This window comes from Rhizobium sp. BK313 (genome assembly GCF_014193655.1).
Lineage (GTDB): Bacteria > Pseudomonadota > Alphaproteobacteria > Rhizobiales > Rhizobiaceae > Rhizobium.
The window spans coordinates 426,527-443,342 of sequence record NZ_JACHZQ010000003.1 but is presented as its reverse complement, the minus strand read 5'-3'; the positions used below and the strand labels follow the sequence as shown (position 1 = coordinate 443,342).

The following is a 16,816-nucleotide window of genomic DNA, read 5'->3' as shown; positions in this document are numbered from 1 at the left end:
GATCACGGGCTCGCTGGCGTTTGCTCGGGCATAGTTTCCGCTACCGCCGCAACGGGCTGGCCGCCTTGAACGAGATGGCACGCGGCTGAGCGTCCCACTCCTACCGACAGCAGCGCCGGGGTTTCCGTGCGGCAACGGGCGATGGCGACGGCGCAGCGCGGATGGAACGCGCAGCCGCCGGGACGCGCGGCCGGGTTCGGCGGCTCGCCCTGCAGCACGATGCGATCCTTGAGCGCTGTACCCGGCACCGGCACACTCGACACCAGCGCTTTGGTGTACGGATGAAGCGGGGTACGGAAAATCTCTTCCGAAGAGGCTTCCTCGACAATACGGCCGAGATACATGACGGCGACGCGATCGGAGACGTTGCGCACCACCTTCAGGTCATGGCTGATGAAAACCATGGTGATGCCGCGCGTCTCCTGCAGGTCGCGCAGCAGATTGACCACCTGCGCCTGAATGGAGACGTCGAGTGCCGAGACCGGTTCATCGCAAACCAGCAATTGCGGATCGCTGGCGATGGCGCGGGCGATGACGACACGCTGGCGCTGGCCGCCGGAAAGCTCGTGCGGGTAGCTGTCCTGCTGGTCGCGGCGCAAGCCGACGGCCTGCAGCAGCGTCGTCACACGCTCACGGCGCTCGGCTTCCGTACCGATATCATGGATCGTCAGCGGCTCACCGATCTGCGCACCAATGGTCAGGCGACGGTCGAGGGCGGAGAGCGGGTCCTGAAAGACAAGCTGCATACGCGCCCGGTATTTGCGCCATGCTGCCGTTTCCAACGCCGGCATAGGTTCGCCGTCGAAGCGGACATGGCCTGTCGATGGTGCTTCCAGCCCGAGCAGCAGCCGGCCGGTGGTGGATTTTCCTGAGCCGGATTCGCCGACGATCCCGAGCGTCGTTCCGGGTGCCACGGCCAGCGAGACGCCGTCGACCGCATGCACGGCGGTCGGCCGGCCCAGCAACCCGCGGCGGGAGAAATAGGTCTTGGTGAGGTCGCTCGCCTCGATCATGGGATCTGTGTTCACGCCACCGTCGCTCCCTGCTTGGCCTGCGCCGTGTTCGAGGCCGGCGCAATTGCGCTGTCGCCAATCGGATGGAAACAGGCCGCAGCGCGGTCGTCGCCAAGGCTCACCAGTTGCGGCAGGCTGTTGTGGCAGAGTTCGGACGTATGGCCGCAGCGGGGCGCGAAGGCGCAGCCGCCAGGCAGGCGGCCGGGCTGCGGTACGGTGCCGGGGATCGGCACCATGCGCTCACGGCCGCCATCGAGGCGTGGAATAGCATCGAACAGACCACGGGTGTAGGGATGGCGCGGCTGGCGGAACAGCGCTTCCGTCGAACACTTTTCGACGACGCGACCGGCATACATGACGCAGACGCGTTCGCAGACCTGCGACACGGCACCGAGATCATGACTGATGAAGACGATGGCCATACCTGTCTCGGCGCGAATGGAGATCAGCAAGTCGAGGATCTGAGCTTGAATGGTGGCGTCGAGCGCCGTAGTCGGCTCGTCGGCGACGAGCAGATCGGGATTGCCCGATAGCGCCATGGCGATCATCAGGCGCTGGTTTTGGCCGCCGGAAAATTCGTGCGGAAAATTGTCAAAGCGTCTGACCGCATCGGGAATACCCACCAGCTCCATCAGCCGGATCGTCTCAAAGCGTGCCGCCTTGGCCGTCAAGCCGCGATGCAGCTCGACGGCTTCAGCAATCTGGCGGCCAGCGCGGATGACGGGGTTGAGCGAACTGGACGGGTCCTGAAAAATCATGGCGATGCGGCGGCCGCGCACGCTTTCGAGCGCCGGACGCGAAGCCCCGACGAGCTCTTGGTCGCCGAGACGAACGCTGCCACCAACAGTCGCCTTACCCGGCAGAAGACCAAGCGCCGCCAGCCAGGTCACCGATTTGCCGCAACCGGATTCACCGACGAGGCCGACGGCTTCACCTTTTTCGATCGTGAGATCGATGCCGTGCAAAACCTGCGTGCCGTTGAAGGCGACCGTCAAATTGGAGATTTCCACTAGGGACATTGCTGCCTCCTTCGTCCACACGAACGAATAAAAAACGAGCCGGAGGTGTGGCCGCCGGCTCGTTTCGTCAGATTACGCCCAGTTGCCGGGACGGAAGTCCATCGCAAAGGCAGACGCGGCCTTCCACTTCAGCGACTTGGGCTTTGCAGTAAACACGGCGTTCTGATGCAGGACCGTGTAAGCCGGGTCTTCGCGTTCGCAGATCTGCAGCATGCGGGCAAACGCGTCGTGACGCTTGGCGCGGTCGGTGCTGGTTTCCAGGAAGGTCGAGAGCGTATTCATCTCGGCATTGGTCCATTCGCCGACCTGCTGCTGCTGGCCGTTCGGGCCATGCTGAGCGACGATGGAGGAAACCGGATCGTTGAAGCTTGCCGAGTTCGACCAGTCGCGCACGGCGCGCGTCGGGCCCTTTTCGAGGATCGCCTGCCAGTTTTCCTTCATGCCGATCTCGACGTTCAGGCCGACCTGGTTCCACATTTCCACCAGGATCTGCCCCGTCGGCGTCTGGTTGGTGTAGTAGTTGTCCAGCAGACGATACGGAATGACGTCGCCCTTGTAGTTGGCTTCCTTCAGAAGCTGGCGAGCCAGGTCAGGATTGTATTCTGGAACCGTCCAGCCCTTCACGAACATGTCGCCATAGAAATCCCACTGCAGGCCGGCCGGAACGACCGTGCGGCCGGACCAGAGCGAATCGACGATCGCCTGACGGTCGATGGCGTGGGTGAAAGCGCGGCGAACCAGCGGGTTTGCAAGCTGCGGATGGTTCTTGTCGAACACAGTCAGGCGGTGATTGGTGATCGTGCCGCCCTGGACTTCGAAAGCGGCGTTCTTTTCGATGCCACTGATCTGATCCGGCGGGATGTCACAGGCGAACTGATATTCGCCCGAGAGCAGGCCGTTGACGCGCGAGGCGACTTCCGGAACTTCCACGAAGCGGATCTGCTTCAGCGGCGGGCGGCCACCCCAATACTCGTCATGGGCTTCATAGACGAGATAGGTGTCGGGCTTGAAATCGGCAACGCGGTAGGGGCCGGTGGTAACAGGCGCGCGTGCCCAGTCGAGGTAGCTCTTGGCGTCTTCCCAGCCGCGGCGGCTGGCGATGGCGCTGGCAACGGTCGAGAGGCGGCCTTCCATGGTGACATCGGGCGAGCCGTTGACGAAGCGGACGGTATATTTGTCGACGATCTCGACACCCTCCAGCGCCGGCCAGAAGCGGCGCGCGGTCGCCGGCACTTCCGGAGGCAGGCTCTTGCCCTCGTTGCGAATCGGGTTGGTGTCGTTGATGTAGATCGTCTTGCCGGTGCTTGGCTGCGTGTCGGCGAACATGCGCTCCTTGCTGAAGGAGAAGGCGACGTCTTCAGCGGTCAGCTCCTGGCCGTTGTGAAACTTGACGCCCTGGCGCAGCTTGAGTTCGACGGTCTTGTCGTCGATCCGGCGCCATTCGGTGGCGAGTTCCGGACGGGCGGTGAGACCATTCAGCCAATTGAGGCCGATCAGGCCTTCCCACAGCGACGAATTGAAGATGCGCTGGCCGACATTCGACTGTTCCCGCAGCGGGTCCATCGTGTTGGTGTTGGAAATCTTCTGCACGGCGATGGTGATCGACGGGCGATTATCGGCCTGAGCGATCGAGAAGCGCGGCAGGATGAGCGAGCCGGCGGCGGCAGTCGCCATGCCGAGCGCGCCACGACGGGTAATATTGACCATGAAAATACCTCCTTGAGTTCTAGTTCGACTATTGGGGGTTCGGTTATCGTTATCGGTCGCGTTCGGTCAGGCCCTGGGGACCGGAGCGATAATGGGTCAATGTCCGGTCGGCGTGTTTCAGCCGCCAGGACAGGGCTTTTTGCGCATAGTCGCGGACGAGCTTCGCATAGGCGGGATCGTCGGCGAGGTTGACGAATTCGTTTGGATCGCGTTCGAGGTCGAAGAACAGCGGCGGCAGGGCGGCGAAATGGACATATTTGTAGCGCTCGTCCTGAACGACGCAGAGGCTGCTGTCATTCTGGTCTAGGCCGAGAACCGGCTGCGGTTCCGAATAGAACACGTCGCGGAAGTCATATTCATAGTGCAGCTCGGTGCGCCAATTGTCCGGCCGCTTGCCGGCGAGGAAGGGAAGTAGCGTTTCGCCGTCACAGGTGCGCGGGATATCGCCGCCGAGCCAATCGAGAATGGTCGGCATGACGTCGATGCTTTCGGTGAAGGCGGTCTCGATCGTGCCGGGACGCGCGTTCGGGCCCGCATCCTTGATGACCAGCGGAATGCGGAAGCTTTCATCGTTATAGCCGATCTTGCCGAGCAGATGGTGATCGCCCAGTTGCTCGCCGTGGTCGCTGGTGAAGATGATCAGCGTGTCGTCCCACTGGCCGGTCTGATCGAGATAGGCGAAGACCTGACCGAGACAATCGTCGATCTCGCTGATCAGGCCGCAATAGGTCGCACGCATCTGGCGGATGTCCGCCTCGTCCAGCGTCGCGCCCGAGCCTTCGGCACCCTGGAAGAAAGAGCCGCGGCGGATGCTGTCGATATAGAATTTCATGAGGGGATGCTGGGCGCTTTCCGCATCCGGACTGGCGGCACGCACCGGCGCCGGCATGTCTTCCGGACGATACATCTCATGATAGGGCGCAGAGGCGACGAAAGGCGGATGCGGACGATAATAGCCGAGATGCAGGAAGAACGGCTTGCCGGCGCGGCCCTTGAGATAGGTCAGCGCCCGCTCGGTGAAATAAGTAGAGTCGGAATACTCGTGGGGAATGCGCGAGGGACGGTCGGTTGCCCCTTTCACCGCATCCTCGCCTTCCGGCAGCCAGATGTCGGGCCGGTGTTCGGGCAGATCGAAGCCCTGCTGCGCCACCCAGCCGAAATAGCCTTCCATGTTCGGCTCGAAGGCGCCCACCGAATGGAATCCATCCATCATATCGCCGAGGGCCAGAAAGCGCGGATCGTTGATGGAGGTCGTGCGCGGGTCCGGCACGGTCGTGGTATAGCCCACCAGCGCCGGATCGTAGCTGATGCTGCGCAGGGCCTTGGCGAGATTGAAATGCCTGCTGTCGAGCGGCACCGTGTTCTGCACGGCGCGATGGTTCATCAGATAGAGGCCGGTCAACAGACTGGCGCGGGCCGGGCCGCAGGGGACGCAGGTCGTCACGTGATTGCGGAAGGTGACACCTTCGCGGCAAAGTCGATCCAGGTTCGGCGTCTTCAGAAATGCCTCGCGCCCATCGGCGCGCAGAAGATGCGGTATGAAATCGGCTCGCCACTGGTCGACGACAATGAGAAGTACGTTCTTGCGGTTCATGAACAGCCTCGCGTTTCAGGGAGGCTGTGTGCGGTGCGATTATTTCAGGCGCATGAACCTATTTTCAAACTTCCATGACGGACCTGTATCGAAGAGGTACGGTCTATACCTTGGGTTGCCGGCGTAACTTTATGTATGTCATGCCGTGCTTTAGGCATTCCTCAGCTTTGCCCGCGAATGCGCGCCTGACAGGATCGGGCCGGCAGATCAACACCCGCACCATTCCGGCAAGATATCGAGCAATGTCCTGAGCGCAGGCGACGGCACGACGGAACGCGGGTAAAGCGCCGTGAGGGCGGATTTCGGCAAGTCGTGATCCGGCAGCACCCGCGCGAGCCGTCCCGCCTCAAGATCCTCCGCAACAAAGAAAAGTGGTAGCTGCGCGATGCCGAGCCCGCCCCGCGCCGCATCGCGCGTCACCAACATGCTGCCGGTGCTGACACGCCAGGACATGCGTATCATCTCGCCGCCGATGGTCCAGTGATCACCAGTTTTCTGCGTCAGGACGGCCACATGCTGTTTCAGGTCACGCACTGTCTGCGGTTTGCCATGCGCGGCCAGGTAAGACGGAGCGGCAACGAGTACGATCGAGATATCCGCCAGCCTCCGCCCGATCAAATCGCTGTCGGCCAACTCGCCGATGCGGATGGCAAGATCGAAACCCTCGGCAATCAGATTGACGCGCTCGTCACTGAAATGGAGATCGGCCTGGACGCGCGGGTAGCGCTCGAGGAACTCCATCAATTTCGGCGCGATGACCCCCTGGCCGAGAGCGACGGGCGCGCTGATTCGCAGCAGCCCCGAAGGTTCGCGGTTGGCAACCCTGATCTCGGACCGAGCCACCTCCGCGTCGCGCACGATCGGCTGCACACGCTCGAAGAAGCGTCGGCCGGTATCTGTCAAACTGAGAGCCCGGGTCGAGCGGGCAAGCAGCGGCGCACCGATCGATGCCTCCAGCAGTGCCAAACGGCGGCTGACGGTCGCCTTTGGCAGCCCGAGCGTTCGCCCCGCGGCGCTCAACGATCCGTCTTCGACGATGCGCACGAAAAGCGCCATGCCCACCAGATCGACGTCTTCCCGCATTGTTCCATTCCTCGAACGCCAAAGTTTCAAATCACAGCCTACTGTTCCGATTTCTGCCATGCAATATGCCGGGCGTGATATGCTGCGGCGGAAAACCCGCGAGAATCGAAAGAGTACGAATGGCGGAAACTGTTTTGGTGACGGGCGGCAGTGGATTCATCGGCGGCTGGTGCATCGTCGACCTCTTGCGGCGCGGTTATAATGTCCGAACCACGGTTCGTAGCCTGAGGAAGGCGCCGGCGGTTGAGGCAGCTATCGCTTCCGCCGTCAACTCCTCCGAGCTTCGTGGCGATCGCCTGACCTTCTTCGCCGCCGATCTGACCAAGGACGATGGCTGGGACGCCGCCGTTACCGGATGCGACTACGTGCTCCATGTCGCCTCACCGCTTGGCGTCGACGCACCGAAAGATCCGAACGCACTGATCGTCCCTGCCCGCGACGGCACGTTGCGTGTCCTCAAGGCCGCGACGAAAGCAGGCGTGAAGCGCGTGGTCATGACCTCCTCCGCCGCAGCCTCGGCTTCGCCGCCGTGGAGCACCGAAAGTCTCAACGACGAGACCATCTGGACCGACCCAACTGCCAAAGGCCTGAATGCCTATCGGCAATCGAAAACGCTGGCCGAACGTGCCGCCTGGGATTTCATGGCCAAGCATGCCGGCCCAACGACCTTGACGACGATCCTGCCGAGTGCGGTTTTCGGCCCCATCCTGACGCCGGAAGGCCTCGGTTCCGTGCAGGTGATCCAGCGCCTGCTCTCCGGGAAATTCCCCGGCAATCCTCGGCTCGGCTTCAGCATCGTCGACGTGCGCGATGTTGCCGATATGCACATCCGCGCCATGACTGCCCCGGAGGCGGCCGGGGAGCGATTTCTCGCCAGCGGCGACTTCGTGTGGGTCGCGGAAATCTCGGCAATATTGCGGGCAAAACTTGGCGACCGTGCCAAGAAGGTGCCGACGCGCTCGCTTCCCGATTTCGTTCTGCGCATCGCCTCGATCTTCGACCCGGCGGTGCGGCTGGTGACCCCGGGCCTCGGGCGAAAGCATCGCTTCACGACGGCGAAGGCTGAGCGCGTGTTGGGCTGGCACGGCCGGCCGGCGACGGAAACCGTGATTGATTGCGCCGAGAGCCTGATTGCGGCAGGAGCCGTGTAGAGCGCCGAGAAGTCGCTGCTCCCCCATCAGTCTCTCGATTGATTTTTCAATGATCGCCTTGCCCGAGCTCCTTAGGCCGTGCCTTATTGTTCACCGACAAGCGGCTTGCAGATGCGGGGACATGGCATGGGTAGACTGGATGGCAAGGTTGCGTTGATTTCCGGCGCAGCACGGGGGATGGGCGCGGAAGAGGCCCGCCTCTTTGCGGCGGAGGGCGCCAAGGTCGTCCTGGCTGATGTCATCCATGACCAGGGCCGCAAGCTCGCCAAAGAGATCGGCGGCCTTTACCTGCCGCTCAACGTGGCGAGCGAGGCGGATTGGAACGACGCAATCGCTGCCATCGAGAAGAATTTCGGCGCGCTGCAGATCCTCGTGAACAACGCCGCCATCCTGCGGCGTGCACCGATCGAGGACTGTTCGCTCGACATGTTCGAAGAGGTGATCGCGGTCAATCAGACCGGCGTGTTCCTCGGCATGAAAGCCGCCGTCAAACTGATGAAGAATACTGGCGGCAGCATCGTCAACATCTCGTCCACGGCCGGCATCCGCGGCCCGGCCAACAATGTCGCCTATGTCGCCTCGAAATTCGCAGTGCGCGGCATGACCAAGGTCGCCGCCAACGAATTCGCCAAATACGGTATCCGCGTCAACTCCGTGCATCCCGGCCTGATCGAAACGCCGATGATCGACCCGTTTCTCGATCAAGAGGCCATCGACGCCTTCGCGGCGCGACAACTGATCAACCGCCTCGGCACCGCGCGCGAGGTCGCCGAAATGGTCCTCTTTCTCGCCTCGGACGCATCCGCTTACTCCACCGGCGCAGAGTTCATCTGCGACGGTGGCGTGACGACGGGGAACAGGCAGTAAAAATCGATCATCAACCAATCGAGCGTGCGCTAGCAATGACGCGTTGTCAGACGGCAATGCGATTGGGGAAGAACAGCAGTTCCCCTCGCCACGCAGGCAGAACCGTTCCCCTGCCCGATCACCTACCTGATATCCTTCAAAAAAATCGAAATGGCTGTGTCAGCGCGGGACTACATCCGATTGAAGAATGAAGTGATCCAATCGTAGGATGTCCCTCCACCATTGGCCTAGATGACAAAAATGTGAAGGGAGATCACAGTTTCGTGAGATTTCCCGACGCCTCTGTCATTCTGAAGGATTCCGATCATGCCCACAGCAGTCGCGACTAAAACAGCTTCCCCGGATGCACGTAATATTGAGGTGGGACCGAACGCTTTCAGGAGTGACTTCAACAAAAGATCATTTCAATTCAGCCACAACTTGGTCGGACATCGATTGTTCTCGCTTCCGCGCCTCGCTGAACTTGCGAAAAAGCTGCTTGCGGACACGAGTACAAGAAGCGTGCGCTGGCAGGCGGGTGGAGCACCGGTAGACGCCGGCTGGGCTGTGCCGTTGAACGAAAAAGTGGAAAGCGTCAACGAAGCAATCTCGAACCTGGCGGAATCGGGATCCTGGGTGCTGCTCTACAGCGTTCAGCGCGATCCCGAATATCGAGCTTTACTCGATCAGCTCATGGCCGAAATCCTTGCCGACACCGGTTGCTCGCGAGAGGACGTCACCTGGGAAGACGCCTACATATTCCTGGCCTCACCCAATGCCGTAACGCCCTATCACATCGACCATGAAGCAACATTTCTGTTCCAGATTCACGGCAACCGAACGGCCAATATATGGGACGCAAACGATCGTTCGGTTTTGCCCGACAAGGAAATTGAAAAATACTATGCCGGCGATCTCAACGCCGCCAAATATACCGTGGAAAAACAAAGCAAGGCGGCGGTCTATGCCTTGAACCAGGGGACCGGCGTTCACCACCCGTCGAAAGCGCCGCATGCGTTCAAGAACGGCGACATCTATTCGATCGCTCTTGGCATTCATTTCTGCGTGCGCGATTGCGACCGGCAGGCGTCCGTCTACCAGATGAACTATCTCCTGCGGCGCTGCGGCCTGAAGCCGACATCGCCTGGAAAATCCCAGTGGCGCGACAAATTGAAGACCTCCATCGTCGGAATGTTCGCCGACAAGAATCCCAAGACCAAGCACGACATGCTGCGCTCCGGCTTCAAAAAGCTGACCGCGCCGTTGCGCCTTTTCTTGAAGTAGAGGAGCAAGGGGCCACCGACCTCTAGTTCATGGCTAAGCCCACGCGATCGCTGTATGATGAGAAACATCTCCATTTCCCGGCGACATCGCGAGGTGCCCCATGAACACGGATTCGGCCCGTTTCGTCGGCGATGTTCCGCAGCACTACGACACCAGTCTGGGGCCGATCATTTTTGCCGACTATGCCTCCGACATCGCAGAGCGCACCGCTGCATTCAAGCCTGGACGGGTTCTTGAGACTGCCGCAGGCACCGGGATTGTCACGCGTCGTCTCCGCGATGCCCTACCCTCCGGCGTGTCCCTGACGGCGACCGATTTCAACGGGGGCGCATGCCTCTGCAGGCGATTGTTTTTTCTGCAAGGAAGTGAGGATTTGGGCTGTGTGTGCTGTGGAGAAAAATGGCGCACCCGAAGAGATTCGAACTCCTGACCCCCAGATTCGTAGTCTGGTGCTCTATCCAGCTGAGCTACGGGTGCGTGGCCGAAACGGAAGGAACCGTTGGCGTGGGCGGTTCTCTAAAGCGTCCTTCTGGGGAATGCAAGTGGATTTGTGAAAAAGATCGCGATTTTCACAAGCGGTATCACGAAGAGGCTGAAAACTCTCAGTTTTCGTGGAAGCTGCGGCTGCGGTAGTCGTCCAGCGAGACGGGCCGGTCGGGAATTTCGATGCGGAACTGGGTGCCGGCGGCGGGTTTTTCCACCAGCGCGATGGTGCCGCCATGAGCAAGCACCAGTTCGCGGGCGATCGCCAGGCCCAAGCCGGTGCCGCCGGAGCGGGCGGAGCCGCGAAAGGCGGTGAACAGGTTTTCGCGTGCCTTCTGCGGCATGCCCGGGCCGGTGTCGTCGACCGTAATGCTGACGACACTGCCGATGCGGCGTGCCGAAACCGTGATGCGACGGATGCTGTCGGGCGCAGTCTCGGCGAAGGCGACCAGTGCCTGATGGGCATTGCGGCAGAGATTGTGGATGATGCGGAACAGTTGCTCGCTGTCGGCGTCGACTTCCAGGTCCGGGCTCATCTGCACGACGAATTCGATGCCGCTTTCTGGATCGATCGCCAAGATATCACGCACCTCGTCGACGAGCTCGAGCAGATGCATCCGGCGGCGGCGCGGGGCGGATTCGGTGGTCTGACCAAAAGACAGGACTTCGGTCGTATAACCGACGGCGCGGTCGATCGTGCGCAGAAGCTTTGGCGCGAAACGCTTGACCATCGGGTCGTCGACATCGACCAGGCGGTCGGACATCAATTGCGCAGCCGACAGGATGTTGCGCATGTCGTGATTGATCTTCGACACGGCGAGACCGAGAGCGGCGAGGTTCTTCTGCTGCTTCAGCGTCTTCTGCAATTGCGACTGCATGGAGGCGAGATGACGGCCGGCCACGGCAAGCTCGTCGCGCCCTTCGTCCGGTATCAGAACCCGGCTGGGATCTTCCGGATCATCGGAATAGGCCTGCATGCTGTCGGTCAACCGGCGGATCGGGCGGATCATCATGCGGTTGATGGCGAAGAAGATCAGGGTCGCGGTGAAAAGCGAAATTAGGATCGAGACGAAAAAGACGCTGCCGGAATAGGCGAGCATGGCGCTGCGCAACCGGGTGTCCTTCAACACCACCTCAATGCCGGTGCCGGCATCGCCACCGACCGGGCCGAAGACGCGGATGATGCGGTTGCCGCCGAACAGCAGCGTGTCCAGCGCATCGCGGATCGCCGTCGCCGGCGAGACATCGCTCAAATCATATTGTTCATCGACGGAGGCCGGCATCTCGGCGGTCGCCAACAGCCGCGAGGTGCCATCTTTGCGCAGCACAATGGCGCGCGTGCCCGTCGCCATCAGCGTTTCCTTCTGAAGCGCGCGCGGCAGCTCGACCGGCTGCAGGCCATCGATGACGATGGCGGCGGCGGCGGCCGTGTTCAGCCGGTCTTCCAGCCAGCGCAACCGCATATTGGCGACGGAGGGCACGAAGATCAGCACTTCGGCGAGCAGAATGAAAATGACGGTGAGGATGAGAAGCTTACCGGAAAGGCCGCCGAAAATGCCGGTGGGCCGGTAGAAACGCGAGCGACTCCGGGCCTCGGCCCTGCTGCCTTCGCCGACGTTCCTGTCTTGCCCACTATCCATTTCGGCTGTCCCGCTTTGTTTCAAAGCGATCTGATGATGACATATCGAACGTAGATAATAGGAGATTGTGACGATTTTTCCAATCGGTTCTATGACAGTGCGGCGGACAGGTCATATCAAACGCGGGAAAGGCGCATCGGCGCGCCTTTCTCCTCATCGCCTGGGGTGGATCAGAATTCCTCCCAACTCTGCGCAGCCGCTGCCGTTGCCGCGGCACCTCCGCCCGCAAAGGCGCCGGCGACCTTGCCGATCATGCGGCGTGCCGGCGAAGCCACGGGACGATGGGTTTCGGCGCGTGCCGGCGCCGGAGCGGATGCCGCACCAGTGTCGACCTTGAAGCGGGCGACGAGGCGGACGAGACCATCGGCCTCAGCCGAGAGGCGATGGGTGGCGGCGGAGGTTTCCTCGACCATGGCGGCGTTGCGCTGCGTCACCTCGTCCATCTGATTGACGGCTTTGTTGACCTCGGTCAGCCCGGTCGCCTGTTCGCGGGCGGCCGTCGCGATCGAATGGATATGATCGTTGATCTTCAGCACGCGCGCCTCGATCGACGCCAGTGCCTCACCGGTCGCCTGCACCAGCTTGACGCCGACCTGCACCTGATCGCCGGATTTGCTGATCAGCGCCTTGATGTCCTTGGCGGCAGTGGCGGAGCGCTGTGCCAATTCGCGCACCTCCTGGGCGACGACGGCAAAGCCCTTGCCCGCCTCGCCCGCACGCGCGGCCTCGACCCCGGCGTTCAGCGCCAGCAGGTTGGTTTGGAAGGCGATCTCGTCGATGACGCCGATGATCTGGCTGATCTCGCCAGAAGCCTGCTCGATGCGGCCCATGGCGTCGACGGCATTGCGAACCACCGTGCCGGAACGAGCAGCGTTTTCCTTGGCTTCCGTCACCATGACGCTCGCCTCCTGCGCCCGCTCGGTCGAGCTTTGCACGACGGCGGTGATCTGATCGAGCGCCGCCGAAGTCTCTTCCAGGGCGGCGGCCTGCTGTTCGGTGCGCTTTGAGAGGTCGTCGCTGGCGTGGCGCAGCTCGTAGGTGTTGGAGTTGATCGAACCGGTCGTCTCGCGCACTTCGCGCATAGTGCTCTTGAGGGTCGCAAGGGTAGCGTTGACGTTCTGCTGGAGTTCGGCGAAGGCGCCCTGGAATTCGCCGCGCATGGTCTGGGTCAGATCGCCATCCGCGAGGCTTGCTATGACGCGACGGACCTCGCCGACGCCGGTATCGACGCTCACCAGGAGTTCGTTGATGTTGCCGGCAAAGCGATTGAGGTTGACGTCGCCATAATCCTTGTCGATGCGGCGGCTGAAATCGCCGGAAGCGGCTGCGGCAACGACGAGAGACATGCTGGATTGCAGGTCGTCGCTCTTGGCGCGCATCGCCGTTTCCTCGGCATTCATACGGCGCACGGCATTGCCGTTCTGCTTGAATATATCGACGGCGGCGGCCATCTCGCCGATTTCGTCTGCGCGTCCGGCAAAGGGAACCTCGATATCGAAGTTGCCTTCAGCCACCTGTTTGATCGTCGCCGTCACCTTGCGGATCGGTCGGCTCAGATGCGCGGTACCGATATAGATGCCGAGTCCGGCGCCGGCGCCGATACCGACCACCATGATGCCGAGCACGACCCATAAGATCGTTTCGCGAAAAGCCGTTATATCGGCATCGACTGTGGCAAGCGCCGCCTTGTCGGCCTGGACTACGGCATCGATCTCGGCCTGGAAGGCCTTGCGGTTGGCGCGGTTGGCGTCGTTGTTACCTTGTTTGTTGGCCGCATCCGGGCCGTCCGTCACACCGAGCCGAGCGGTCTCGGTCCGGAATGTGCGAAATTCGCGCGCACGATCCTGCAATTTGGCGAATTCGGCCTTCAACGCTTGGGGGACCGACGGCGACCAGGCCGCAAGGACCTTGTCGATTTCGTCAAGATCACTCACCAATCCATCGGCGAAGCTCTTGGCATCCTTGGCGGAATTGGACGCATAGATGCCGCGCGATTCCATAACAACCGCGGTAACGTAGCGGTTCAGACGCTCGCCCATATAGGCACGGCTCGCTGCCAGCTCGTAGGCCTGGAGCTGCCGGTCATATTGGTTGACGGCATAAAGAGCGGTTGCGCCGATCAAAAGCGCGGCACCGGCCATCACGGATACGAGCAGATTGATTTTACCACGAATCTTCAACGATGCGCCCCCTAGTAGCGGAAGACCCCCAAAAAGCCAGGGTTTTCCCGGCATATCGTTAGATATCGACTAAAACCATTAATGTTATCTTGCGATATTTCGAATATAAATTCAGAAACACTTTCGCTAGCCTGGCGGCCACGAGTAATCGTCTCGTCTAATATTATAAATCATGAACATTAGTGACTAACCGGCCGCCAGAGGCAGGTATCGCTGCTGCGCATCGGCAGAGTAAAGCGCATTTTGCCGAGAAAAGCCGGGTTCCAGGAATCTGCGCCGGCATAATTGACTTCCGAGGCCTTGATCCTTATAAGCCCGCGCACGTCCGGTCATGGAGCCTGCATCTGCGGCCAAGTCCGTTCGCCATAATCAACAACGCTCCTTGCTTTTAAGGCAAAGCTTAAGAAGGGCCGCACTCCGCGGTGTTTAAATAAATGAAGCGTACCTATCAACCATCCAAGCTTGTCCGCAAGCGTCGTCACGGTTTCCGTGCGCGCATGGCTACCAAGGGCGGCCGCGCGGTTCTTTCCGCTCGCCGTAACCGCGGTCGCAAGCGTCTTTCGGCCTAAGGGCCGAAATGCCCGATAAGATGGCGGGCGAATTGACAAATGAACGACCCAAAAAGACTGTCGGGCGGCTGAAAAGCCGGCCGCAGTTTCTTGCAGTCCGCGAAGGCGAAAAGCGCAGGGGAAGTCTCTTCCTCATTGAAGTGCTGGACCGCAAGCTCTCCGACGCCGAACCCCGCGTTGGTTTTACCGTCACCAAAAAACATGGCAACGCGGTGGAACGCAACCGCATGCGGCGCAGGCTGAAAGAAGCCGTGCGGCTTCATGCGGGGTTTGCAATGCAGCCCGGACACGACTATGTGGTTGTCGCGCGGCGCGATGTGCTGACCGCACCTTTCGAAAAACTGGCGAGTGAACTCGTCAGTCGCATCGAAACCAGGCCGAAACACCGGCGGCCGGAAACGGACCGCTCCAGGAAAGTATGATGGAAAACAACCGCAATTACTTCATAGCAATTGCCCTGTCTGTGCTGATTGTCCTCGCCTGGCAGTTTTTCTACATGAACCCGCACCTCGAAGCGCAGCGTAAGGCCGACCAGGCCGCAAAGCTGCAGCAGCAGACGCAGCAGGCTCAGACGACGCAGACCCCGGCCGCAGGCGCCGCCGTGAACGGCTCGCTGCCGGCGAACGGCCAGACTGAACCGACGACGCTCACCCGCGACCAGTCGGTTGCCAAGTCGTCGTCTTCGCGCGTCATCATCGACACGCCCGCGCTTGCCGGCTCCATTAACCTGGAAGGTGCCCGCCTCGACGATTTGCAGCTCAAGACCTATCACGAGACGGTCGACAAGAGCAGCCCGATCATCACGCTGTTCAGCCCGGCCGATACCAAGGACGGCTATTTCACCGAACTCGGCTATGTCGGCAGCGACGCCACCGGCGCTGTTCCCGGCCCCTCGACGGTCTGGACGCTTTCGAGCGGCGACAAGCTGACCGAGAAGACGCCGGTGACGCTTTCCTACACCAACGACAAGGGCATCACCTTTACCCGTACCATTTCCGTCGATGATCACTACATGTTCACGATCACCGACAAGATCGCCAATGCCGGTCAGGCGCCGGTGTCGCTGTCGAGCTATGGCCGCGTGACCCGCTACAACAAGCCGACCACGCCCACGGCCTACGTTCTGCACGAAGGCTTCATCGGCGTCATCGGCGATGACGGCCTGATCGAGACCAAATATACCGCCGCCGAAAAGGAAGCCGTCAATCCGGCGAAGGCGACCGGCGGCTGGCTCGGGATCACCGACAAGTACTGGGCAGCAACGATCGTGCCGCCGCAGTCGACCGCTTACGACGCCCATTTCTCGCATTTCACCGATGGCCAGCCGCGCTATCAGGCCGATTATAAGCAGGATGCCATCACCGTCGCGCCCGGCCAGTCGCAGGAGCTGAAGAACCGCGTCTTCGCCGGCGCCAAGGAAGTGCCGGTCATCGACCGCTACGAGACAAGCTATTCGATCCCGCGTTTCGACCGCCTGATCGACTGGGGCTGGTTCTATTTCATCACCAAGCCGATGTTCAAGCTGATGGATTTCTTCTTCCGCTTCTTCGGCAATTTCGGCGTTGCCATCCTGTGCACGACGATCGTCGTCAAGGCGCTGTTCTTCCCGCTCGCCAGCAAGCAATATGCTTCGATGGCGAACATGAAGCGCATGCAGCCGAAGATGGAAGAGCTGAAGGCCAAGTTCGGCGACGACCGCATGGGTCTGCAGCAGGCGACGATGCAGCTCTACAAGGAAGAGAAGATCAACCCGATCGCCGGCTGCTGGCCGGTGCTCCTGCAGATCCCGATCTTCTTCTCGCTTTACAAGGTGATCTACATCACCATCGAGATGCGCCATGCGCCGTTCTTCGGCTGGATTCAGGACCTTTCCGCTCCCGATCCGACCTCGATCGTCAATCTCTTCGGCCTGCTGCCGTTCACGGCGCCGACCATCCTGCATCTCGGCGTCTGGCCGCTGATCATGGGCATCACCATGTTCCTGCAGATGCGCATGAACCCGACGCCGCCGGACCCGACCCAGGCGATGATCTTCACCTGGATGCCGTTGGTGTTCATGTTCATGCTTTCCAGCTTCCCGGCCGGTCTCGTGATCTACTGGGCCTGGAACAACACGCTATCGGTGATCCAGCAGTCGATCATCATGAAGCGCCATGGCGTAAAGGTGGAACTCTTCGACAATCTGAAGGGCCTCTTCCGACGAAAAACGGCGCCATCGAAATGACGATGCAAGCCCCGCTTCGGCGG

The 16,816-nt window shown here is 61.1% G+C and carries 14 protein-coding genes and 1 tRNA gene; 7 read left to right on the top strand and 8 right to left on the bottom strand.

Annotated elements, in window-relative coordinates:
• Positions 1–2: 2 nt before the first annotated feature.
• The 5 genes from FHT86_RS18570 to FHT86_RS18550 all read right to left on the bottom strand — a co-directional run bounded on the left by FHT86_RS18570 (position 3) and on the right by FHT86_RS18550 (position 6,416).
• Complete coding sequence (locus FHT86_RS18570; protein ID WP_133708629.1) at positions 3–1,013, bottom strand: ABC transporter ATP-binding protein; 1,011 nt, start codon at positions 1,011–1,013, stop codon at positions 3–5.
• A gap of 11 nt (positions 1,014–1,024) precedes the next feature.
• Complete coding sequence (locus FHT86_RS18565; protein WP_133708296.1) at positions 1,025–2,032, bottom strand: ABC transporter ATP-binding protein; 1,008 nt, start codon at positions 2,030–2,032, stop codon at positions 1,025–1,027.
• Positions 2,033–2,104: 72 nt separating this feature from the next.
• Positions 2,105–3,739, bottom strand: a complete 1,635-nt coding sequence (locus tag FHT86_RS18560) for an ABC transporter substrate-binding protein (protein ID WP_133708295.1) — start codon at positions 3,737–3,739, stop codon at positions 2,105–2,107.
• A 49-nt stretch (positions 3,740–3,788) separates the two neighbouring features.
• The gene (gene pehA / locus FHT86_RS18555) at positions 3,789–5,333 is read right to left on the bottom strand and encodes a phosphoric/sulfuric ester hydrolase PehA (RefSeq protein WP_133708294.1); all 1,545 of its coding nucleotides are present in this window, start codon (positions 5,331–5,333) and stop codon (positions 3,789–3,791) included.
• Between the two features lie 207 nt (positions 5,334–5,540).
• Positions 5,541–6,416 carry a LysR family transcriptional regulator gene (locus FHT86_RS18550; RefSeq protein ID WP_133708293.1) on the bottom strand — a complete coding sequence of 292 codons (876 nt, stop codon included), beginning with the start codon at positions 6,414–6,416 and terminating at the stop codon, positions 5,541–5,543.
• Between the two features lie 119 nt (positions 6,417–6,535).
• Between FHT86_RS18550 and FHT86_RS18545 the strand changes: the two genes are divergently transcribed.
• From FHT86_RS18545 to FHT86_RS18530, 4 genes are all read left to right on the top strand, one after another.
• Complete coding sequence (locus FHT86_RS18545) at positions 6,536–7,567, top strand: aldehyde reductase (protein ID WP_133708292.1); 1,032 nt, start codon at positions 6,536–6,538, stop codon at positions 7,565–7,567.
• 126 nt (positions 7,568–7,693) lie between these two features.
• Positions 7,694–8,434, top strand: a complete 741-nt coding sequence (locus FHT86_RS18540; protein ID WP_133708291.1) for an SDR family oxidoreductase — start codon at positions 7,694–7,696, stop codon at positions 8,432–8,434.
• A 435-nt stretch (positions 8,435–8,869) separates the two neighbouring features.
• Positions 8,870–9,697, top strand: a complete 828-nt coding sequence (locus tag FHT86_RS18535; RefSeq protein ID WP_133708290.1) for a transcription factor — start codon at positions 8,870–8,872, stop codon at positions 9,695–9,697.
• A 100-nt stretch (positions 9,698–9,797) separates the two neighbouring features.
• A complete protein-coding gene (locus FHT86_RS18530) occupies positions 9,798–10,127 on the top strand; it encodes a hypothetical protein (protein WP_183868837.1) in 330 nt (109 codons plus the stop codon).
• On the opposite strand, the gene FHT86_RS18525 is transcribed toward FHT86_RS18530, so the two are convergent.
• From FHT86_RS18525 to FHT86_RS18515, 3 genes are all read right to left on the bottom strand, one after another.
• A tRNA-Arg gene (locus FHT86_RS18525) sits at positions 10,098–10,174 on the bottom strand. The genes FHT86_RS18530 and FHT86_RS18525 overlap by 30 nt on opposite strands.
• Positions 10,175–10,299: 125 nt before the next feature.
• On the bottom strand, positions 10,300–11,820 hold the full coding sequence (locus FHT86_RS18520) for a HAMP domain-containing sensor histidine kinase (protein WP_133708289.1): 1,521 nt from the start codon (positions 11,818–11,820) through the stop codon (positions 10,300–10,302).
• 170 nt (positions 11,821–11,990) lie between these two features.
• Complete coding sequence (locus FHT86_RS18515) at positions 11,991–14,000, bottom strand: methyl-accepting chemotaxis protein (RefSeq protein ID WP_133708288.1); 2,010 nt, start codon at positions 13,998–14,000, stop codon at positions 11,991–11,993.
• 434 nt (positions 14,001–14,434) lie between these two features.
• Here FHT86_RS18515 and rpmH point away from each other — a divergent pair, with 434 nt between their 5' ends.
• Genes rpmH through yidC form a run of 3 tightly spaced genes read left to right on the top strand, consistent with a single transcriptional unit; the run spans position 14,435 to position 16,793 of the window.
• Entirely contained in the window at positions 14,435–14,569 is a 135-nt protein-coding gene (rpmH, locus tag FHT86_RS18510) for a 50S ribosomal protein L34 (protein WP_041677194.1), read from the top strand.
• Positions 14,570–14,589: 20 nt separating this feature from the next.
• Complete coding sequence (gene rnpA, locus FHT86_RS18505) at positions 14,590–14,991, top strand: ribonuclease P protein component (protein ID WP_120703030.1); 402 nt, start codon at positions 14,590–14,592, stop codon at positions 14,989–14,991.
• Entirely contained in the window at positions 14,991–16,793 is a 1,803-nt protein-coding gene (gene yidC / locus FHT86_RS18500; RefSeq protein ID WP_133708287.1) for a membrane protein insertase YidC, read from the top strand. The genes rnpA and yidC overlap by 1 nt, the downstream gene beginning before the upstream one ends.
• The last annotated feature ends 23 nt before the right edge of the window (positions 16,794–16,816 follow it).